Origin of the sequence: Gordonibacter faecis, assembly GCF_030077735.1 — a bacterium.
GTDB lineage: Bacteria > Actinomycetota > Coriobacteriia > Coriobacteriales > Eggerthellaceae > Gordonibacter > Gordonibacter faecis.
Window position 1 is genome coordinate 23,575 of sequence record NZ_JASJEU010000012.1, and the last position, 20,971, is coordinate 44,545.

Below are 20,971 nucleotides of genomic sequence, written 5' to 3' on the forward strand. Positions count from 1 at the left end.
GAATCTCATTCGTCAAGATAGCGGTGATACTTTTCGACAAAGTCGTCTCCGTATCGCTGGCGCGCTTCGTCGTCGGGGATGTATTCAATAATATCGCCAGGTTGGCAGTGAAAAATCTCACACAGTTCATCAAGGGTATCAATGCGTAGCGCTTTAATTTTTCCGGTTTTGATCCGCGATATGGTTTGCACGGTGCAGCCAAGTTTCTCCGCCAGTTCCACGCCGCGCATCTTGTGTTGGGCCAACAACCGATCTAACCGGAAAATGATCACAGCAGCATCAACCACCTAAACAGTATCGTCGGAGAGCCGCTGGAGGAGCGCGCCATATTTGAAAACGTACGAGAGAAAGAAGCAGATGATAGCCGTAATAAACGCCGAGATGTCAATGGTGGTCATAGGTGTGCCGTTTCCATAAGAGTGTGGCACGAAGCCAAATTCGACAGCATCAGTTTCGAGAAAATCCACGGAACCTGTTGGTATAAACAGTTTTAATACGAAGGATATAAGCAGAAGAATTCCAATGACTTTTATTCTTCGAGCTTGAATAAGCGTGAAGGGAGAACTGCCTTTGGCTATATCTTCAGCAACACTGATAAGCACAAACAGCGCAATAGCTCCAGTGATTATACTAAGAAAGAGAGCCAAAAAAGACAAATTGATTGGTAGTGTATTGAAAGGTAAGACGCCAGGTGCCAGATAGGTTATTGCTACTGCACCATAAAAAAGAAGTATACAAAAGCAGTATGCCACTAAGAGAGCCTTAAGCAGACGAGCAATAGAGCCACATACCTTACTCATATGAGCAAGTGAATCTGCAATGCGTAAAGAATCCTTGGATGCCATAGCACATATTCCTTTCAGGCGATTGCGTTTCCAAGGGGAGTTCGGCCACGATCATAACCTATTTTTCTGCAGCACATTCGCCAACTAGCCAGCGTAAAGAAAAACAACAGGCCTTTTGTATATTATGAGCAAAATGAATAGGGCTGTAACAAAGTTCCTTACCTGTCTCACCGTAGACAAAAGTGTGACGCGCTATTGCGCTAGCTATTATGCCACGGGTTTCTCACATCCCTTGCCTTACGACGCGGGTTGACTGGCTGGTGGGTGTTAGCCAGCGATTGGCATAACCCCCCGTAGGGGATTACCAAACAAGTACGTTAACCAGATGAGAGTATATCCTCGTCATTATGATAGGGAGCCGCATTGCATTTTGGCGTTATCGGTAGCGCGAAGCGCGTCACACTTTTGCGGCAGGTGAGTGCGGCTCCCTACGGACTACCTGCAAAGGGCTTTTTATTGCTGCCCCTTGTAAAAGCAATTATGCGAAAACAGGGTTCGAACACGCTGGCGAAGAATAGAAGTTCCTCATAGCGGTAAGTTCGATAGGTGAACGAGAGCGAGCCCCCTCAGGCAATCCATATCGTGCATCACGCCAGGGACTTTCGCTGTGAGTCAAGTCGCTCAACTGGGCTCCTGTCAAACATCCAAGAACCTCAATAACATGGTCAATGGTATGGGCTTCTTCACCCTGAATGTGATTGGCACGAGCATTCGGCAAGTCTTGCTGGTTGATGACGTAAATTCCTCGATGCTGCGCAAAAAGCTCGGGTACTACCGGGCCGTTTGCCCATGCTTCGACCGCTTCCGAAAAAAGAGGGCGTCCTGTTTTCACGAAATGATAGGCTTGGCTGTAGTAAACGAGTTTCTGAAGTTTCATGGTGGACACGTCTCCCGTTTTGCCAAGTACATACGCCGCTACGTCAAGCACGTTAGCCATGTCCACTCCTTTCGATATTCCTGCGTCTTCTTTTCAACAACGCAATCTTTCAGTTCTTTTAGCTATAGCATATCACGTTAAAACAAGTGCTCTATGAGAAAGGAATATAACTTAACGAGGGGGGTGAGTATCTGTGAGAATTGAACCAAAATATTCAAAGAATAGAGTGCGGTCGGCGGGCGAAAGGTTGTGCGAATCAGGCCAGGTCAATTCGGACGAATTGGACGTTGTTGACTATTGGCGAGCAGCTCATCAGCACCCTCTTGACCAAATGTCTGAAGTGCTAGAACGCTTTATCCGAAAGGGCGACGGATCCTTTTTAGCATGTCGTCTAAAGCGTATCGACTCTATTAAAGGGAAGCTTGCGCGCGAGAGTCATACCTATAAACTTAACAGCATGTATGACATAGCTGGTTGTCGTTTTGTGGCGAGTGACTTAGAACGCGTATATCAAGTGGTGAACGATCTTTCGCATCTCGATACCTACCGCTCGAGCAAAGATTATATCGCGCATCCGAAATTGTCTGGTTATCGCTGTGTTCACCTTATCCACTGTTTTGATTCGCCAGAATATGGATATCAAGGACTTCGGGTCGAAACGCAAATCAGGACGAATCTTCAGCATATGTGGGCAACGGCTGTTGAGGTTTATGACGTGGTAACACAAGCATCCCTAAAGTTCGGGGCTGGATCTCGAGATGAGGAATATTTCTTTGCGCTTGTTTCGCAATTGTTTGCTATCGAAGAGGGCACCTCTTGCGTACCAAATGTTCCTTGTAATTCGCGAGACGTACTGAAAGAGCTAGTTCGCCTCAATGAGCAGTTGCGGGTGACAAGCAAGTTAAGAGCGTATTCTGAGTCTGTCTCTGTGGTTAACGAAGTGGCGCAACAAGTTCATGCGGACTACGTTCTGCTCACGATTGATTTTGATGTTCAACAGATCAGGCTTGAAACTTTTTCTCCTGGAAAAGAGAAAGAAGCGATTGCTGCTTACGGTCGCTTTGAGCGGACAAAACGGGAGTCAGAAGATGCGGTGCTGATTAAAGCGTCTTCGATGGAAGATATTCAAAGAGCGTATCCTAATTACTACTCAGATATATCATCGTTTATTGATAAACTCCAAGAATGTTTACCTTAGATCTTATCGAAGAATCTTTTGACATTGTGGGTAGATATTCTTGGCTACTCTGCGTGCTACACTGTGCGGCATGAGAGTGTGGAAGGGTGACAAGGTTATGACGAGTGCCTCCGGGGGTCGGGGGCACTTTCGCGTGCGGGGTGTGCGGGCCTGGGTTGGGCGGTTTGTGCGGGGGCATGTGGTGCTGGTGGTGTCGGCGGTGGCGGCGCTGGTTACCATGGCAATGGTGCCGCCGGATGCAACGTATCTGGGGTATTTCGATCTGAAGACGCTCGCGTGTTTGTTTGGGATTTTGGCGCTGGTGGGGGCGCTGCGCGGGGTTGGGGTGTTTGAGCGGGCGGCGCAGGCGTTGGTGGCCCGGTTCTCTACGTGCCGCGCTGCGGTGGCGGCGCTGGTGGGGTCAACACTGGTGCTGTCGATGTTCGCCACCAACGACATGGCCCTGGTCATGATGTTGCCCCTAGCCGCAGCCACGCTGCTGAGGGCGGGATGGGAGCGTGTGCTGCCGTTCACCTTCATCATGCAGAATCTGGCGGCGAACCTCGGCGGTATGATTCTGCCGTTTGGCAACCCGCAAAACCTCTACCTGTCCGAGCGTTACGCCATCCCGCTGGGCGACTTCATGGCCACCATGGCGCTGCCTTTCGCGGTGTCGATGGCCCTCATTGCGCTTTGCTGTTTTGCGTTTACGAAGCCCGAGCCGCTACAGCCCGCGGTGGGGAAGGGGAAATCGAAAGGGGAAATGCAGGCTGAAGCGCCAGCTGAACAGGCGGCGGGTGCTAAGCACGCATCTCCAGATGTCTTCGGAATAACGGACAACTCGGTAACAGCTAGTCCCGAAGCTTCCGTTTCTGCCCCTGCCGCAACTCCCGCAACTCCAAAAGACTCTCAACTCTCACGTCGCGTGCGGGCGCTTGCGTATGGGGCGCTGTTGGTGCTGGTCATTGCTTCGGTGCTGCGCGCCGTTCCCTATCCAGTGGCGTTCGGCGTGGTTCTTGTCGCGCTGGCCGTGCTCGATCGCAGGGCGCTCAAGTCGGTTGACCTGGGGCTTTTGCTCACGTTCGTGTGCTTCTTCGTGTTCGCAGGCAACATGGCGCGCATTCCGGCGGTCGAGGCGTTCTTCTCGCAGGCCATGGAGCACAGCGCCCTTTTGGTCAGTGCCGGCGCCAGCCAAATCATCAGCAACGTGCCGGCTGCGGTGTTGCTCTCGCACTTCACGGACAGCTATCCCGCCCTGCTCATCGGCGTAAACGTGGGCGGCGCGGGCACGCTGGTGGCCTCACTCGCCAGCCTCATCGCCTTCAACGAGTACCGCGCCGTGCGCCGCGGCTTCCCGCGTCGCGAGGCCCTGGCACGCGTGACCCCCGGCCGCTATTTTGTGCAGTTCACCGTCTTCAATTTCACCCTCCTTATTGTGCTTTTGGCGGTGTGCCTACTAATTATATAGGGCCGTTCGATTCTGTCTCTTTCGTCAAAATTGCGCCCCTTCGCCGGAAACGTTTCCGCACTTTACTCGGTTAGAGTACAATGAGCGAGCACATTGGGAATGAACCCGCACGTCAGACCGCACGGGCTCGTTCGTCCGCATCGCCGCCCCGCGCGGCACCCTGCGAACGATCGCGTGCGGCGGCGTCCGAGACTGCGAGAAAGGACGCGTTCATGGCCGACATCACCGAAGTGGATTACATCTGGAAGAACGGGGAGGTCATCCCCTGGGCCGAGGCCACGACGCACATTTTGTCGCACTCGCTGCACTACGGCTCTGGCGTGTTCGAGGGCATCCGCTGCTACCAGAACCCCGACACCGGCAAAAGTTACGTCTTCCGCCTGCGCGACCACATGGAGCGCCTGCACCGCAGCTGCAAGATTGCGCTCATTGATCTGCCGTACACGGTGGACGAGTTGTGCGAGGCCACGGTGGAAATCATCCGCAAGAACAACCTGCCGTCGTGCTACATTCGCCCGCTGGTGTATCGCGGTTACGGCGTGATGGGCGTCGACCCCTCGGGCGCTCCCACCGACGTGGCCATCGCCGTGTGGCCGTGGGAATCGTACCTGGGCGCGGACGCGCTGGAGAACGGCGTGGCCGTGGGCGTGTCGTCGTGGCGCCAGCGCTCGAACAACTCCATCCCGCCGGCGGTGAAGGCCACCGCGTCCTACATGAATTCAATTTTGGCGAAGCTGGAGGCCAAGGAGCATGGCTACGCAGAAGCCATCATGCTGAACGAGGCGGGTCTTGTGTGCGAAGGCACGGGCGAGAACCTGTTCATCGTGCGAGATGGTGTGCTGTCCACGCCGCCGCTGTCCGACGGTCTGCTGGAAGGCATCACGCGCGACACGATTCTCTGCCTGGCCGATGACCTGGAGATTCCGGCTATTGAGGAAAGCCTCACGCGCAGCGACCTCTACATTGCCGACGAGGTGTTCATGACCGGCTCGGCTGCCGAACTTACGCCCATCGGCAGCGTTGACGGCCGCGTCATCGGCAAGCCGGGCGAAATCACCCGCGCGCTGCAGGATCGTTTCTTTGCTGTGGCGTATGGCCAGATTGAAGAATACGCTGATTGGCTCACCGAGATTTAGTAACCCTGTCATCCTGAGCGGAGGCCGAAGGCCGAAGTCGAAGGATCCCGCGCGGCGTTAGCTGAACGATTGTCGGTTGACACCGTACGGGATCCTTCGACTTCGCGCTGCGCGCTCCGCTCAGGATGACACGACGCAGGTGTCCTCTGGAAGTGGAAAGGTTGTTTATCTGTGAATCACATCCTCACCTACGATAGCACCTTGCGGGATGGGGAGCAGAGTGAGGGCGTCACGCTCTCGCTTGAGGACAAGCTGCGCATTGTGGAGCGCCTTGACGCGTTCGGTATTGACGCCATCGAGGGCGGGTTCCCCGCGTCGAACCCCAAAGACATCGCGTTTTTCGAGCGCGTCCGCACGATGCCGCTCAAGCATGCGCGCATCGCGGCGTTCGGCTCCACGTGCAAAAAGGGCGTTGCGGCGGCCGATGACCAGGGGCTCAAAGACCTCGTCGCCAGTGGCGCACCCATCGTTACCATCGTGGGGAAGACATGGGATGCCCAGGTCACGCGCGCATTGCAAACCACGCTCGACGAAAACGTGCGCATGATTGCCCACTCCGTGGCCTTCCTGAAAGCGCAGGGTCGCGAGGTGGTGTTCGATGCCGAACACTTCTTCGATGGCTACAAGGCCAACCCCAGCTACGCGCTTGCCTGCGTGCGCGCGGCTAGCGAAGCGGGCGCGGATTCCATCGACCTGTGCGAAACGAACGGCGGCGCGCTGCCCCACGAAGTGGAAGACATCGTGGCGGCCGTCGCGCGCGAACTGCCTGGTCAGCAGCTGGGTATTCACTGCCATAACGACTCGGGCTGCGCCGTGGCGAACACGCTGGCCGCCGTGCGCGCCGGCGCAACTCAGGTGCAGGGCACGGTGAACGGCATCGGCGAGCGCGTGGGCAACACCGATTTGCTCACGGTTATTGCGAACCTCGAACTAAAAATGGGCTGCAGCACGGTGGGCCCCGACAACCTGCGCGACCTCACCAGTGTTTCCCAGTTCGTGGCCGAGGCGTGCAACATGTCGGTGCCGGTGCACCACCCCTACACGGGCGCGTCGGCGTTCGCGCACAAGGGCGGCCTGCACGCCAGCGCCATCGCGCGCTTCCCGGAGGCCTACGAGCACGCGCGCCCCGAAAGCGTAGGCAACACCCAGCGCATGCTGGTGAGCGAGCTGGCCGGCAAGGCGTCGCTCGTGGCGAAGGCGAAGGGCCTCGGCATTGACCTGGCCGAACATCCCGACAAAACGCAGGCCATCCTTGACGACATCAAGGCGCGCGAGGCGCTTGGCTACTCCTACGAGACTGCCGACGGTTCGCTCGCGCTCCTGCTGCAACGCCATCTGGGCGCGTACCGCCCGCACTTCACGCTGGAAAGCTTCCGCGTTATTGTGGACGACCACGAGGACACGGGCGCGCTCGCGAAGGACGCCATGTCGGAAGCCACCATCAAAATCCATGTGGGCGACCAGCGCTTCGTGGCTACCGGCGAGGGTGCGGGCCCGGTCGGCGCGCTCGACAACGCGCTGCGCATGGCCATCGTGGCGTTTTATCCCCAGGTGGCGGACATGGAACTGGTGGACTACAAGGTGCGCATCCTCGACGAAAACGTGGGCACCGACGCCATCACCCGCGTCATCATCACCACGCACGACAAGCACGGCAGCTGGGGCACCGTAGGCGTATCGGAAAACATCATCGAGGCCTCATGGAACGCGCTCGTCGATTCCATCGAGTACGGCCTGATGCGGATAGGGGACTAACATGAGCGATATTCGGACGCCGGAAGTGGAGAACCTCTTGCGCGTGCTTGCGGCGCTCGACGACGAGGACACCGTCTTCGCTCTGCTCGAGGACCTGTTCACCATTCGCGAAATCAAGGAAACGTCGCAGCGCTTGGCCGTGGCGCGCCTGCTTGACGCCGGGAAATCCTACGCCGCCATCGAGGAGGCCACCGGCGCGTCGGCCACCACTATCGCGCGCGTGTCGAAGTGCCTCTCCTACGGCAGTGGCGGCTACACGGCCGCGCTCAATGTGTTGGACGACACCCGCAATTGATGCCACACGCCGATTTTTCGTGCCAAAAAGCGGCTTGCAAGCGCAAAACAACTTCGCTACACCCTTCGCCACCAGCGAGTACGTGCAGCCCGTGAAGATGCTTGGGTGTGAAGCCAGATCGTGCTATAGTCGTCACCGACGCGGGAAGCACCAAAAACAGCCTTAAAACAACAACGATGACCTGGGGTTTATACCCTACGGGAAGGCTTTCCGCTTCGAGGGAGGTTTTCGCACATGGACGAATATTCGCGCGGCTTAGATCGCCGCACGTTTCTGACGGGCGCCGTGGCCCTTGGCGCTGCTGTGCTCTTGAACCCGTCGCGCGCCTTCGCCGAGCCTACGGCTGCCGATAAACTTGCCGAAGCCGAGGCCGTGCGCGCCCGCATTGTGGGCATGCAATCCCAGTTGGACGTGGTGACGGAGGAATACTACAAGGCGCTCGACGAGCATGCGGCCGCTCAACAGGCCGTTTCCGATGCTCAGGCGCGCATCGATGACGCGAACGAAAAGATTACCGCGCTGCAAGACCGGCTGGGTGCCCGCGCACGCAGCATGTATCGTTCGGGGCAGTCCTCGGTGCTTGATTTCGTGATGGGTGCCGCCACCTTTGAGGAATTTGCCAAGAACTGGGACCTCTTGGAGCAGATCAACGACAACGACGCCGACCTCGTGCAACAGACGAAAGACCTGCGCGCCGAAGTGGAAGCTGCCAAGGTGGAACTCGAAGCGCAGGAAAAGCTTGCTGCCGAAAAGGCCGCCGAGGCCCAGCGTATCAAGGAAGAGGCCGAGCGCACGGTGAAGGAGCTGGAAGAACTCCTGTTGAAACTGGACGCCGAGGCCCAGGCGCTGCTCGAAAAGGAACAGGACGAAGCGCGCGCCGCCGCCATTGCCGCTGCGCGTTCGCGTTCGTATAGCTACACCGGTACGAGTTCGCCCATTCCCTCGCAGGGATCGGTGGTGGATTACGCGCTCTCGCGCATTGGGTGTCCGTACGTGTGGGCGGCCGAGGGGCCGGACGCGTTCGACTGCTCAGGCTTGGTTCGCTGGGCGTATCTGCGTGTGGGCATGTCGCTGCCGCACCAGACCGAGGCGCTGTACCACGCCGCGAAGGCGCGTTTGCCCGTGTCACAGGCTCGTCCCGGCGACGTGCTGTGGGTGGGTTACGGCGATGGCTTCAACGGCCACGTGGGCATTGCCTGCAATGATGGCGGCACGCACTACGTGCACGCGCCCACCTTCGGCGCTTACGTGCGCGACACCGACGACCTCAGCTGGGCCGGCTTCACGCACGCCCTGCGCTTCTAACCAACCCGCGCCCCCGGCGCCCGCATCAGTATAAGGAGAAACCGATGACCACCCTGTTCGTGAACGCCTGCATGCGCGGCGAAGAGTCTCGCACCCTCACCCTTTGCCGCGAGTATCTGGCTGGCATTACCGATGATGTTGTAGAAGTGGATCTGGCCGCGCTTGACCTCAAGCCCTTCGACGCTTCGAAGGTGGCGTATCGCACCGAGAAGCAGAAGACCCAGGCCTGGGACGACCCCATCTTCGACCTGTCGCATCAGTTCGCCGAGGCCGACCACATTGTGGTGGGCGCGCCGTACTGGGACTTGTCGTTCCCGTCGGCGTTGAAGGTGTATCTCGAATACGTAAGCGTGTGCGACATCGCGTTCCACTATACGGAAGACGCGCGCTGCGAGGGCATCTGTAAGGCGAAAACGCTCACGTATATTGCCTCGTGCGGTGGCTTCGTGGAGGGCGCGAACTTCGGCTACGAGTATCTGTGCGGCATCGCGAAGATGTTCGGCATCCCCGAGACGCGGTTTGTGGCCGCCGAGGGCCTGGACATTGTGGGCATTGACGTGGACGAACAGATGAACAAGGCGCGCGAGCAGATAGCCGCGCTGCGCTAATTATTCTTGGAACTTCGCCTGCCGCGCCGCTCGCCCCGTCTGCGCGGCCGCCCGGCTAGTCTTCTGGCGCGCGGTGTCGCCGGGGACGATAATGGCGGTTCCGAGATGAGGAGGATAACATGAAACGGCTGCTGCTGGTGGTCGACTTCCAGAACGATTTCGTGGATGGTGCGCTGGGGTTTCCCGGTGCTGAGAAGCTGGAAAAGCCCATTGCCGATAAGATTGCCGCTTACCGCGAGGCGGGGGATGACGTGGCGTTCACGTTCGACACGCATCATCGCGATTACCTGCACACGCAGGAGGGGAAGAACCTACCCATAGAGCATTGCGTGGAAGGGACGCCCGGCCACGAGTTGTATGGCCAGGTGGCGGAGTTGATGCGGCCTTCCGATACCATGTTCTGCAAGCCGGCGTTTGGCTCGGCCGCGTTTTTTGAGCGCTGCCGCCAGTCGCAGCGCGCGGCCGACGAGGTAGGCAAGCTGCCCTTCGAGAGCATTGAGATTGTGGGTCTGGTGTCCAACATCTGCATCATCTCGAACGCCATCCTGGCGAAGACCGCCTGCCCCGAGGTCCCCGTCATCGTAGACGCCGCCTGCACCGCATCATTCGACCCCGACCTGCACGAAAAGGCCCTCGACGTCATGGAAGGCCTCCAGATCCAAGTGATCAACCGCCCAGAAAAAGCGTAATCGCAACCAAAAAGGGCCGCGCATGTGCGGCCCTTTTTGCATTACTGCGGAATGTCCGCGCAAGCTCCTACTTCGCGAGCGCTTCCACGTCGGCTTCTGTCACAGGTTTGGCCGACTCAAGCTTGCCGCCGGTGGCTGCTTGGATGCCGCAGATGCGACCCGTCATGATGCAGTGGCCGGCCGACATGCCGCCCTGGTACATCGACCAGTCGGGGCTGCCGCACAGCTGACCTGCGCTAAAGCCGGTCACCCACAGGCCTTCGATAACCTCGCCGTCGGTGCTGAGCGCCTGGTAGTTCTCGTTCACGGTCACGCCGGCGCACAGGGCAGACACGCGCACGTGCTTGTGGATGCCCCAGAACGGTGCCTTCTCGATCTTCTTCAGGTACTTCTTCTGCTTGCCGAAGTCCTCGTCGAAGCCCGCATCCACCATTTCGTTGTAGCGTGCGACGGACTTCTTCAGCGCGTCGGCGGGGATGCCCAGCTTTTCGGCCAGCTCATCCAGCGTATCGCAGCAGTGCGTGTCAATGAGGCTTTCGATGACGTTCGCGCCGCTCTCGGCCGAGCGATCCATCTCCACCGCAGGCATGTAGACCTTGATCTTCTCCTTGTCGGTGGGCTTGCCGCCCCAATCCGTGACCTGCTCAATGTAGTTGTCGTCGAAAATCTGCGAGTACCAACCGGGTTTCGGCTGGTTGCGCAGCACACAGTTCACTTCCTCGAACACGCAGTCCTCGTTCATGAAGCGCTCGCCGTTCTCGTTCACCATGAGGAACGGCTCGTTGAACATGGGGCCCGAGTCGAAGTCGTGCATCATGTGCGCGTGACCGACGGGCACCAGGCCTGCGCCGGCGGCCATGGACATGAGGATGCCATCGCCGGTTTTGTTGTTCTGCTTGCGGTCGAATTCCTTCACGTCGGGGCAGTAGCGCTCCACGAGGCTTTGGTTGTTCTGGTAGTCGCCCGTGGACAGGATGACGCCCTTGGTAGCGTTGAACTTAATGAACTTGTTGCCGTCCTTGCCAACGACGCCGGTCACGCGGCCGCTGTCGTCCTTGATGAGCTGCACGCCCGGCGTGGAGTAGAAGAATTCGACGCCCTTACTTGCGGCGAATTCGGCCAGGTGCTCAATCATGGTGCCGTTGTTGTAGGGCTTGGGGCCGAACACGATGCTGCGGCGCGCGCACTTGCTGCCGTCGTCGTACTCGGCTACGGCCGTGGGGCGCACCTGATAGGGCGGGAAGCCCGCTTCGGCCGTGCGCACCTGCGTCCAGCGGATGGCCTCGCCGGAGTACTTGCAGTACGTTTCGGCCAGTTTGCGGTCGGCGCGCCAGCGGCAATCTTCCAAGAAGCCTTGCAGGTAGTTCATTACGCCCTGCTCATCGCTTTGATCCAGCAGCACGCCGGAGCAGGTGCCGCCCTGAGCGACGGGCTTGGATTCCTTCTGCAGCACGGCCACGGTGGCGCCTTCTTCCAGCGCCGAGAGCGCGGCGGGCACGCCGCCCGTTCCGGCACCAACCACCACGACGTCGTAGGTTTTTTCTTCGGCGAAGTCTTTGATGGGCTCCAAGATGGCGGCCGAGGCGTCGAAGTCGCTGGCCTGCAGACCCTCGGGGTACGCCACGCCGTTCTCGGATTTCGCGGTGCCGTCCTTGGCGGCTGGCGCGCAGCCGGTCAGGCCCACGCCCGCGCCCGCAGCTACGATGCCGGTGGTGAGCGCCCCCTTCAGGAAATCACGTCGATTCAGTTCCATATCCCTCTCCTTCCCTCTGTTTTTGTGCGGTCGAACCGCGCTCGCGTTCCCGCGTGGGAGGGGTTGCGGTGTGGCGAGCGGGGTTCGATGTGTCTCTTACCCTACCGACGTCGCGGCTTTTTTTCCTACCACAAACGGTATGAAGTTGCCGCGTTGGGCCTCACCCGCATGCGATTTCTGCTATAAAGGCGAGGTGGGGAGGGGGTTGTTATGCGATCGTTTCTGAAATACACGCCGGGTGTGTGGCAGGCCGTTGTGGGGCTTGCGTGCGCGCTCATGGTGCTGGAGATTCAGCGTATGCCGGCGGCGCGGTTCGTGAGTTTTTCGATGTTTGCGCCGGTTCCGTATGTGGTGGAAGTGGTAGTGCTGGTGGCGGTGGCCGCGTGGTATATGCTGCGGCCCGCAGCGCGCACGAGCGGGTGTGCGGCGCTGCGCGTAAGCGTGGCGGTGGTAGCGATGGCGTCGGCGTGGGGCGTGCTGTACGGGCCGGGCGTTGGTTTCGGCAACGAAGTGTTGCTGGTGGTGCAGATGGCGTACCGCGTGAGCAGCGGGCTGTTGTTTGTGCTGTGGGGCGAGCGGCTGATGGCACTGGGCGCGCGCCGTGCCGCGCTTGCGTTCGCCACAGCGTGTTTGCTGTCGGGTGTGGTGACATTGGTGTTCGCGCTGCTGGGAAGTGGGGCGGTGCGCGTGGCGCTGGGGCTCTTGCCGGTGGTTGCGGGTGCGCTGTTTGTGGGATATCGGCCGGTGGTGTGCGCGGTGCCGGCGGAAGCGGGGACGCGGGATGTGCGGGAGGCGGGCGATGCGCAGGGCGCGGGTGCGCAGGCGCGGGCGCGGGCTCCGTTTGAGTTCGACAAGCCGCTGACGCGATTCGCGTGCGCGAGCAAGCGCGATCTTCTGCTGGCTGTGGGGCTGGTGGTGTTGCCGCTTATATGCCGGGGGCCGGTTATATCGCTGCAATCATCGTGGATGAATGTGCAGGAAAACCCGGCCATGGCGGCGTTCATTCAAGCGGGCATCGGTTGCGGCATTGTGCTGGCGGGGTTCGTGGCGCTGTTCGTGGTTGTGTATGCGTGGAACCGCAGCTTCGTGCTGGTGTACGAACTATTTGTGCTGCCGGTGACGTTCATTGCGTTCTATACGGCACAAGCGTCGGTTGACCTGTGGTTTCTGCACGTTCTCATACTTGATGCCACGTATAAGGTCACGCTGTTTTTCATTCTGATGACGCCTTTTCTGTTTCCCGAGCGCTCGCGGCGCAACCCCGTGGTGCCGCTGTTTGCGTCGTTTGCGGTGACGATAGGGGTGCGTGCGCTGTTTGTGGGGCTGTATTCCGTCATGACGCCTTCGGCATTTATTGGGCTGGCTACCGTGGTGGTGCTGGCCACGTTCATCGGTGGCGGGGCGCTGGCCTTCCTTGTTATTCAGCAGCAGGCGAACGAGCGCGAAGCCATGGAGCGCGCCGCCGCCGCTGCGGCGCAGGCAAGCCTTGAGGAACGCTGCGCCATCCTGGCCCGCCGCTGCGACCTCACGCCACGCGAACGTGAGATTCTCATTCTGCTCGCGCAAAACTACCGTGCCCCCTACATAGCCGAGCACCTGGTTGTAAGCCCGTCCACGGTAAAAACTCACATGCGCAACCTCTACAGCAAACTAAACGTCCACTCTCAAGCCGAACTTCTTCTGTTGCTAGACCAAGAATCCAACAGCATCTCCACCGAAGACCCACTGAACTAGAGAGGGTTGCAAGTTTGGTGGCGGCGGGTGAAGGCTTCGAGGATTAGTTGGGCTCGGGTGCCGATGGGGGTTTTGTTTTCGGCGAGGAATTGTGGGATGTCGGCGATGTCCAGCAGGAAGGGTTCGATGAGTTCCGACGGCTCTGGTTGCGCGTCTCCTGCGCGTTCTACCTGCGCAAATACAATGTGGACGGTCTCGTCGGTGAGGCCGGTGGACGAGAAGCCCGCTTGCGGCAGCGGGTCAAGCGCCGCGTCGCCCAGGTCGGCGCGCAAGGCGTAGCCCGTTTCCTCGCGCAGTTCGCGGTCAACGCAGGAGGCAAGGCTTTCGCCCGGTTCGGTAAGTCCGGCTGGGAATGCAATACACCAGCTATTTAACGGATAGCGAAATTCGCGAATAAGCAGCAGCTTTCCGTCCGCCGTTTGCGGCACGATGCACACGGCATCTGCGGCAGGCTGCTCTCCGCGCGCGTTGGCTTCCAGTTCGGCACGATAGGCGTCGATGTTTTTTCGTGAGGCGCTTTCGTACTCATACGACGACCCATCGGGCATGGTATACACCAGCACGTATTTTTTAATCCACCCGTCCGACACCTGGCGAATATCGGCCAAAACCGGTACGCTTTTGGTTGCGTTGCTATCCATGGAATTCCCTCGCTTCGTTTTTTAATTTTTGATTTTTTAATTATTCGATCTTCAATTTCCCCGATTACTCTTTTTCGCTCACTCATTTTTTCATTAACCTGAAGCGACTTTCGCGCTTTCCGCACCGGGCCCACATGTTTCACGTGAAACATGTGTTCCATCGTGCGTTCAACGTGCGGTTATTCGAAGTTTCGCATTCAGAAGTCGAATACATCGCCTACGTTAGTGGCGAGGCAGAGGTTGGCTTGCCGGTCGCGCGGAGTGGGGGTGCGGTTGACGATGACCAGGTGGTCGCCCTGGAAGTAGTCCAGCAGACCCGCTGCCGGATAGACGGAAAGCGAGGTGCCCGCCACCACCATGAGGTCGGCACGCGCGATGGCCTCCACGGACGCGCGAAGTGTGCGCTCGTCGAGCGGTTCCTCATACAGCACCACGTCCGGCTTCACAATGCCGCCGCACGTGGGGCAACGCGGCACGCCGTCGGCCGCTTGCGCGCGCAGCGCCAGCAGGTCTTCCACTGAATGCGTCGCCCCACACTCCTGGCAAAAGTTGCGCAGTACGCTTCCGTGCAGCTCAAGCACACGTTGGCTGCCCGCCTTCTGGTGCAAGCCATCAATATTCTGCGTGATGACAGTCGACAAAGTGCCGGTGCTTTCCAGCTCGGCAAGTTTTCGGTGCGCCCGGTTCGGCTCGGCGTCCAGCGCAAGCATATGGTCACAGTAGAAGTCGAAGAACTCGCTTGGGTGTGCGTCGAAGAAGCTGCGCGAGATCATCTGCTCGGGAGGGTGAGGGTACTTCTGCGCGTACAGTCCGTCCGGGCTGCGGAAATCAGGGATACCGCTCTCGGTAGACACGCCCGCACCGCCGAAAAACACCATGCCGCCAGGGCGCGTCTCGTTCACCCATTCCCGAAACGTCTCGACGTCGCGCCTCGTTCGCTCATCCATGACCAGCCCTTTCGTCGCGATTGCGACCCTATCATAGCACGGCTGTCACGCGTATGTTTCACGTGAAACATCTGTGCTAAAACACCCAGTGTTTCACGTGAAACATTCTCGCTCATGAAAAGAATGCCCCCGCTGAATCACCTGCGAATACGTGCAATAACCGTCAAAAAATGACGATCAAGAAAAAAAGTATGAACAAGGTGAGAACGAAAAAAATGAGAAACGAGAAAATGAAGAACGAAAAAATGAGTGACAGAAAGAGGGGGGAAGAGGTGGAAGAGTGAAGAGAAGTGAAGAGTGAAAACCGAATAATGAAAAGCGAAAACGAATGGGAATTATTGATAATCGCTTAGTTCGTTTTTTGAATAACGAAAAAATGAATGAAAGGAGGGCGACCGAGTGGCCGCCCTCCAATGCTGCTAATTGCCTCGCCTCGATTAGCCTTCGATGGCGATGGTCTTTTTCTCTTCGAGCTTGGGCTGCTCCTGCTTCTTCGGCACGTCGATCTTCAGCACGCCGTCTTCGAACTTCGCGTGGATATCGTTTTCCTCAATGTCCTCGCCCACGTAGAACGTGCGGCTGCACTTCCCGCTGAAACGCTCCTTGCGCACGTACGTGCCCTTCTCGTCCTTGTCCTCGGACTCGGACTGCGTCTGCGCGGTAATGGTGAGTTGCCCGTCCTTGAGTTCGGCCTGCACGTCTTCTTTCTTGAAGCCGGGCAGGTCAATGGTGAGCTCGAACCCACCGTCCGTCTCCTTGATGTCGGTGCGCATCAGCGTAGGCGACATCTTCTGCATCGCCTGCATGGGCGCGGCGGCCGCGTCGAAGAACGCGTCGAACGGATCGGACATCAGCTCGCTCAGCAGGTTGCGATTCCTCCGCATGGGTACCATCATGGCCATACTAATCATCTCCTCAACGTGTTGGCTAGATTTTCTTAAAGTACGCAAGGGGAACCTTAAGAAAATCTAAGCGCCTTTCTGTGCGGTTTTCTCTGTACACGGCTGTTATAAATCGTTCCATTAGCACTGTCAAGCCGAGAGTGCTAAAAGTTACGATTTCGTCAATTTCGAATGGTAGCCCCGCTTTCGCGCCGCCATGCCCGCCATCCACAAACAGCCGCAAAAACGAAACACGCCGGCTGCCGACACGTCACTCTTCACTGTTGGCAAAAGTGTGACGCGCTATCGCGCTAGCTAGTACGTCACGAGTTTTCCAACGCCCTTTGTCTCATGACTCGGGCTGACTGACTTGAAGACATTGACACGTTATGCAACAAAAGCCCTCGTCATAGTTGTTGGGAGGGTGGCCACCTCGTGGCGTAATTAGTAGCGCGCAGCGCGTCACATTTTTATGCGACAGCGCGGGCGAGTCGCACCTGTGGAAGCGCAGCCTACAAGCCCTTGAACAACTCTTCCAACGTAACGCCGAAACCAGCTGCAATCTTTTCAATATTTGCGAGCGTGAGGTTTCTCTTACCCAGCTCGACATCAGCCAGGTACACATGATGCACGCCTAGGAAATCCGCACACTCGCGCTGCGACCAGTCCCTGGCCTCCCGCAGGTCCTTGATGCGCATGCCGAGTTGTTGGTTAGCGGCCATAAATGGACGGCCTGCCTACAAACCCTTAAACAACTCTTCGAGCGAGATGCCGAAACCGGCGGCTATTTTGTCGATGGTGGCAAGCGTGACGTTCTTTCCGCCAAGTTCTACACGCGCGATATAAGAGGGATGAAACCCCAGATACTCCGCGCACTCAACCTGCGTCCAGCCCTTGCTGTCACGCAGCTCCTTTATTCGCAAGCCAAGATTTTTCGCGGAATTCGTCATAGAACTGGGATTATAACTTACTATGCGGCGCTTTAAGACAAACTGGCAAACAAAGCGGTTTGGGTGGGGGTGGTGACGTATACTGGTGCTCGTAAATGCGGCGGGTGGTTGGCGTAAGTGCTGGGCGCGAAGGGAGCGAATATGACGCTGGTGGGGGTTATTTCGGATACGCATGGGCGGTTGTCGGATGAGGCGTATGCGGCGCTCGTGGGTAGCGACCATATCATCCATGCGGGCGACATTGGCGACCCGGCCATTCTGCGCGAGTTGGAAACCATCGCGCCGGTCACGGCTGTGCTGGGCAACAACGACTTCGACGAATACGGCGCGTCGGTCGGCCGTTTCGCGCATCCGGTCATCGACGGTGTGCGTTTCCTCGTGGCGCACTACCCGCGCGACGTGAAAATCACCTTTGCCGGCTCGGCCGCCCTCGCGCCGGGCGACCCTATCCCGCAGGTGTGCATCCATGGCCACACCCATGTGCCAGAACTCATCACCGGCCCCGAGGCGCGCCCCGCCACCTACATCCTGTGCCCCGGCGCGGTGTTCCGCCCTCGCGGCAACTTCCCCCGCTGCATCGCCAAACTGCAACTCTCCAACGGCCGCGTAGAAAGCGCCCGCATAGAATCCCTCGACGGCACCATCGTACTGGAAGCGGGGGAGTAGCCATGGCGGAACAGAATGAACAGTATGAGCAGGTTATTGCCGCAGTGCTGCATGTTATGCAGAACGATTACGCCGGCCAGCCCGAGTGTGAGACGCGAAGTAACCCGCTGTCGCTGCTTGAGGCGCTGGGTGCGGCTGCGGGCGCGGGAACGCTTGATGACGCCTTGTTCGTGCGTTACGTGCGTCAGTACTTGTCGGGCTTTCAGGATCCAACGCTTTCGTTTGAGGTGTCGTCGAAGGCTGATTTCACGTCTGTGACGTGTGGTTTCTCTGTGCGCCGCTTCGGAGATGAGTTGTATGTGACCGCAGCGCGCGACGACAAGCGCTTGGTGCCGGGTGATGCTCTGGTGCGCTTGGATGGACATACGCTTGACGAGTATCTTACGCGTCTGATAAACAACCCTGTCAACGGCGACGATTCTGAGCGACAGCTGTGGAATGACGTCCTGCCGTACTGCGCGCATATGCAGGTACGCCACGCCGACGGCGCAGAAGAAGACCTGCCTGTCCGCACGTTCCCTGCGCGGGGATTTCGGGAAAGCCTGCGCGCGCCGACGGTTGAGGTAGTGGAAAACGTGGGCCCACGCGGAAACGAGTTGGCTGCCGTCATCACGGCGCACCACTTCGTGGATGATTCGCTGCTTGCCCTTCTACAGGAACGCTTCGCCGACATTCAGCGCGCCGACCGCGTGATCATAGATGTGCGCGACGTAACCGAGGGCATGATTGGGAACGCCTACGGCTTGCTCGCGCTCTTTTTCGACCGCGAAGCCAACCTGAAGGATCTCATGGGCGAGCAGTTCATCTACACGCGCTACACACAGCTGAACGCTCACCTGCGGCAACGGCAACTCAAACGCTTGCTTGACTTGAGCGATGCGGAGGGTCGTGCCTGGGTGCAGGCCGAGATCGACCATGTGGCAGAATGTGCTGGTGCGGGATTCGTGAAGGAGGCCGAGTTCGAAGAGGACATGCTGTTCCCGCCGGCACCCGAGCATCAGCGGACATTCCTGCTCACCGACGTGAGCACATCCGGCGTGGGCGAGCGGTTGGCCGCTATTGCTGCGCGCGCTGCTGAAGCGGGCTGCGGCAACGTACAGCGCGTGGGTCGCGCAACCCGAGGCAGCCTGGATTATTCAAACCTGGTATCCGCGGTGCTTACTGAGAAGTTCTCACTCGTGTTCCCCATTAGCAAAACGGAAGCCGCCCACGAAGGCAACGGAACGCTGGGCCGCGGCATCGCCCCGGACGTATACATCCCTTTCACTCCTGCTGAATGTGCGCAGGATGTGGTGCAACAACAAGCCTTGGAACTTCCCTAGCATCCCACCGGCATTAACTCGCCGGTGTGGGAGTCCATTATGTAGCCGGATACGCGCACGTGAGGGGGCATGACGGGGTGGTTGCGGACCATGTCGACGCTGCGCCGGACGGCTTCTTCGGTATCGCCGAAGCCAGCGAGCCAGCGGTCGAAGTCAATGCCACAGTGGCGGACGAACCCGATACGCTCGTCGGTCACGCCGAGGCGCTGCATGTTCGCCACCATTTCCGTGCCGCTCATGTGCTGGGCGCCGCAATTCGTGTGCGCCACCACCATGATGTCCTCTACGCCCAGCTCACACACCGCAATCAGCAGCGAGCGCATCACGCTGCCGAAGGGATGCGCCACCTCGGCACCCGCCACCTTGATGATTTTTGCGTCGCCATTCTTGAGCCCCAGCGCCGCCGCCAAAAGCTCCGTCAGCCGCGTATCCATGCACGACACAATGGCCAACTTTTTGTCCGGGTACTTGTCCGTGACGTAGCGCTCATATTCGCCACGCTCAACAAATGCCTGATTATGCGCCAAAATACCCTCAACAACAGCGGAATTCTCCATGAGCCCCTTCTTTCATCCAAGCCCTCATGATAACGCAAAAAACGACCGCCGGTGGGGCGGTCGTTTTTGGGAAAGGTGCGTTCGGTGGGAAGTGAACGCAGGGTTAAGCCCCAAAAAGCAAGTTACCGTCAAGTTAGAATCAAGTTAAAAATACCTAAAGCGCCAGAGCATTTCCCCTGATCAGATGAGCGGTCTCTTTTCGAGAGCCCATTTTAATTCCAAAAAGGGCCCTATGGGACCCAGAAAAGCAAGTTAAAAGCAAGTTAAAAGCAAGTTAGATTTATACCCAATACGGTATGTATTTCATATAGCGCGGTGTGGTATCGCGATGGCTTTGGTTTGTGTCGCTTCGGATATGCAATAACGCAAATGCGGGTACGTACGCTTTTAGGAAGAGGTTTGGCGAGTTGCAACTTCATCTAAAACTTCCAGTGCTTCATCAATTTCTTCCATAACTTCATGAAGAATCGATATAGCACCGAGGAGAGCTTTGGATTCGCAATGGCTGTCTTCAACAGTTGCCAATCCTTGACAGCACATCGTAACAGACGCCAGCTTATTTATCGTGGCATTAAGGCAGGGTGCCACGCGATATATTGGATCAGCGGTTGGCCCTCCACCCTGCATTACATAGCTAATGAGTGGTATATCTTCCATTTGAGCACCCTTTTCGAATCGTAAACTTATATGCGGTGATACAGTGCACACGCTCGCATAGCTTTGTGGGTATGAATACGAATGCACAAATCGGGCAGGTGTTGAAAGACCTTCGTGATGAGCGTGGGTGGTCTTTGCGTGAGCTTGGTTTGGTGGTGGGAATGAATAAGACGTATCTGGGTGACGTTGAGTTAGGGAAAAGAAATCCCACTATTAACAGTCTTGAGAAAATCGTCGCAGGGTATGGGTTAACGCTTAAGGAATTCTTCGCTAGGATGCCGGACTAAGTGTTCACTGGCTGTACCTCCACAAACGAAAATCGACCGCCAATGGGACGGTCGATTTGGAGAAAGGTGCGTTTTGTGGAAAGCTAACGCGGGTTCTGCTTAAAGGGAGCCCCAAAAAGCAAGTTACAGTCAAGTTAGAATCAAGTTAAAAATACCTGAGGCGCCAGAGTATTTCCCCTGATCAGATGGACACGCTTCTTCTGAACCCCCACTTTAACTCCAAAAAAGGGCCCCGCGGGGCCCAGAAAAGCAAGTTAGCGTCAAGTTAGATTGATGGTGTACGGATGCCCTTGGAGTCTCAAGCATCCAGAGATATCCAAGCCCTCATGATAACGCAAAAAACGACCGCCGGGTGGGCGGTCGTTTTTTGGGAAAGGTGCGTTCGGTGGGAAGTGAACGCGGGGTTTCGCTTGGGGTTGTG

General features: G+C 57.9%; 23 protein-coding genes. 12 read left to right on the forward strand and 11 right to left on the reverse strand.

Features of this window, described 5'->3' with window-relative positions; genetic code table 11:
* Window positions 1–5: 5 nt before the first annotated feature.
* From QNJ86_RS05225 to QNJ86_RS05235, 3 genes are all read right to left on the reverse strand, one after another.
* Entirely contained in the window at window positions 6–287 is a 282-nt protein-coding gene (locus QNJ86_RS05225; RefSeq protein WP_283831543.1) for a helix-turn-helix domain-containing protein, read from the reverse strand.
* Window positions 288–845, reverse strand: a complete 558-nt coding sequence (locus tag QNJ86_RS05230) for a hypothetical protein (RefSeq protein ID WP_283831544.1) — start codon at window positions 843–845, stop codon at window positions 288–290. It lies immediately after the preceding gene.
* A gap of 478 nt (window positions 846–1,323) precedes the next feature.
* The gene (locus QNJ86_RS05235; protein ID WP_283831545.1) at window positions 1,324–1,782 is read right to left on the reverse strand and encodes a Panacea domain-containing protein; all 459 of its coding nucleotides are present in this window, start codon (window positions 1,780–1,782) and stop codon (window positions 1,324–1,326) included.
* 133 nt (window positions 1,783–1,915) lie between these two features.
* Between QNJ86_RS05235 and QNJ86_RS05240 the strand changes: the two genes are divergently transcribed.
* The 8 genes from QNJ86_RS05240 (at window position 1,916) to QNJ86_RS05275 (ending at window position 10,155) form a co-directional block, all read left to right on the forward strand.
* Window positions 1,916–2,920: an FAD-dependent oxidoreductase gene (locus tag QNJ86_RS05240; protein ID WP_283831546.1), complete on the forward strand. Its 1,005-nt coding sequence runs from the start codon at window positions 1,916–1,918 to the stop codon at window positions 2,918–2,920.
* A gap of 97 nt (window positions 2,921–3,017) precedes the next feature.
* The gene (locus QNJ86_RS05245) at window positions 3,018–4,367 is read left to right on the forward strand and encodes an SLC13 family permease (RefSeq protein WP_283831547.1); all 1,350 of its coding nucleotides are present in this window, start codon (window positions 3,018–3,020) and stop codon (window positions 4,365–4,367) included.
* A 212-nt stretch (window positions 4,368–4,579) separates the two neighbouring features.
* Window positions 4,580–5,503 (forward strand): branched-chain amino acid transaminase, encoded by a 924-nt coding sequence (locus QNJ86_RS05250; RefSeq protein ID WP_283831548.1) that lies wholly within the window; start codon window positions 4,580–4,582, stop codon window positions 5,501–5,503.
* Window positions 5,504–5,674: 171 nt separating this feature from the next.
* On the forward strand, window positions 5,675–7,258 hold the full coding sequence (cimA, locus tag QNJ86_RS05255) for a citramalate synthase (RefSeq protein ID WP_283831549.1): 1,584 nt from the start codon (window positions 5,675–5,677) through the stop codon (window positions 7,256–7,258).
* A gap of 1 nt (window position 7,259) precedes the next feature.
* Window positions 7,260–7,553, forward strand: a complete 294-nt coding sequence (locus QNJ86_RS05260) for a YerC/YecD family TrpR-related protein (RefSeq protein WP_283831550.1) — start codon at window positions 7,260–7,262, stop codon at window positions 7,551–7,553.
* A gap of 234 nt (window positions 7,554–7,787) precedes the next feature.
* Complete coding sequence (locus tag QNJ86_RS05265; protein ID WP_283831551.1) at window positions 7,788–8,858, forward strand: C40 family peptidase; 1,071 nt, start codon at window positions 7,788–7,790, stop codon at window positions 8,856–8,858.
* 44 nt (window positions 8,859–8,902) lie between these two features.
* Window positions 8,903–9,466 (forward strand): NAD(P)H-dependent oxidoreductase, encoded by a 564-nt coding sequence (locus tag QNJ86_RS05270; RefSeq protein WP_283831552.1) that lies wholly within the window; start codon window positions 8,903–8,905, stop codon window positions 9,464–9,466.
* A 119-nt stretch (window positions 9,467–9,585) separates the two neighbouring features.
* Entirely contained in the window at window positions 9,586–10,155 is a 570-nt protein-coding gene (locus tag QNJ86_RS05275; RefSeq protein ID WP_283831553.1) for a cysteine hydrolase family protein, read from the forward strand.
* Window positions 10,156–10,222: 67 nt separating this feature from the next.
* Here the strand turns inward: QNJ86_RS05275 and QNJ86_RS05280 are convergent, their stop codons facing one another.
* The gene (locus QNJ86_RS05280; RefSeq protein ID WP_283831554.1) at window positions 10,223–11,908 is read right to left on the reverse strand and encodes an FAD-dependent oxidoreductase; all 1,686 of its coding nucleotides are present in this window, start codon (window positions 11,906–11,908) and stop codon (window positions 10,223–10,225) included.
* Window positions 11,909–12,118: 210 nt separating this feature from the next.
* Between QNJ86_RS05280 and QNJ86_RS05285 the strand changes: the two genes are divergently transcribed.
* On the forward strand, window positions 12,119–13,642 hold the full coding sequence (locus QNJ86_RS05285) for a helix-turn-helix transcriptional regulator (RefSeq protein ID WP_283831555.1): 1,524 nt from the start codon (window positions 12,119–12,121) through the stop codon (window positions 13,640–13,642).
* On the opposite strand, the gene QNJ86_RS05290 is transcribed toward QNJ86_RS05285, so the two are convergent.
* From QNJ86_RS05290 to QNJ86_RS05310, 5 genes are all read right to left on the reverse strand, one after another.
* Window positions 13,639–14,283, reverse strand: coding sequence for an NUDIX hydrolase (locus tag QNJ86_RS05290; protein ID WP_283831556.1), 645 nt, complete (start codon window positions 14,281–14,283; stop codon window positions 13,639–13,641). The genes QNJ86_RS05285 and QNJ86_RS05290 overlap by 4 nt on opposite strands.
* 197 nt (window positions 14,284–14,480) lie before the next feature.
* A complete protein-coding gene (locus tag QNJ86_RS05295; RefSeq protein WP_283831557.1) occupies window positions 14,481–15,230 on the reverse strand; it encodes an NAD-dependent protein deacylase in 750 nt (249 codons plus the stop codon).
* Window positions 15,231–15,667: 437 nt separating this feature from the next.
* Window positions 15,668–16,132 carry an Hsp20/alpha crystallin family protein gene (locus QNJ86_RS05300; protein ID WP_283831558.1) on the reverse strand — a complete coding sequence of 155 codons (465 nt, stop codon included), beginning with the start codon at window positions 16,130–16,132 and terminating at the stop codon, window positions 15,668–15,670.
* Window positions 16,133–16,623: 491 nt separating this feature from the next.
* Window positions 16,624–16,833, reverse strand: a complete 210-nt coding sequence (locus QNJ86_RS05305; RefSeq protein ID WP_283831559.1) for a helix-turn-helix domain-containing protein — start codon at window positions 16,831–16,833, stop codon at window positions 16,624–16,626.
* Window positions 16,834–16,848: 15 nt separating this feature from the next.
* Entirely contained in the window at window positions 16,849–17,034 is a 186-nt protein-coding gene (locus QNJ86_RS05310; protein ID WP_283831560.1) for a helix-turn-helix domain-containing protein, read from the reverse strand.
* A gap of 168 nt (window positions 17,035–17,202) precedes the next feature.
* On the opposite strand from QNJ86_RS05310, the gene QNJ86_RS05315 reads away from it, so the two are divergent.
* Both QNJ86_RS05315 and QNJ86_RS05320 read left to right on the forward strand, forming a co-directional pair.
* Window positions 17,203–17,727 carry a metallophosphoesterase family protein gene (locus QNJ86_RS05315; RefSeq protein WP_283831561.1) on the forward strand — a complete coding sequence of 175 codons (525 nt, stop codon included), beginning with the start codon at window positions 17,203–17,205 and terminating at the stop codon, window positions 17,725–17,727.
* A gap of 2 nt (window positions 17,728–17,729) precedes the next feature.
* A complete protein-coding gene (locus tag QNJ86_RS05320; protein ID WP_283831562.1) occupies window positions 17,730–19,049 on the forward strand; it encodes a S41 family peptidase in 1,320 nt (439 codons plus the stop codon).
* Here QNJ86_RS05320 and QNJ86_RS05325 read toward each other — a convergent pair.
* Window positions 19,046–19,606, reverse strand: coding sequence for a beta-class carbonic anhydrase (locus tag QNJ86_RS05325; RefSeq protein ID WP_283831563.1), 561 nt, complete (start codon window positions 19,604–19,606; stop codon window positions 19,046–19,048). The genes QNJ86_RS05320 and QNJ86_RS05325 overlap by 4 nt on opposite strands.
* A gap of 387 nt (window positions 19,607–19,993) precedes the next feature.
* A complete protein-coding gene (locus tag QNJ86_RS05330) occupies window positions 19,994–20,263 on the reverse strand; it encodes a hypothetical protein (RefSeq protein WP_283831564.1) in 270 nt (89 codons plus the stop codon).
* Window positions 20,264–20,334: 71 nt separating this feature from the next.
* On the opposite strand from QNJ86_RS05330, the gene QNJ86_RS05335 reads away from it, so the two are divergent.
* Window positions 20,335–20,550 (forward strand): helix-turn-helix domain-containing protein, encoded by a 216-nt coding sequence (locus tag QNJ86_RS05335; protein ID WP_283831565.1) that lies wholly within the window; start codon window positions 20,335–20,337, stop codon window positions 20,548–20,550.
* Window positions 20,551–20,971: the final 421 nt, after the last annotated feature.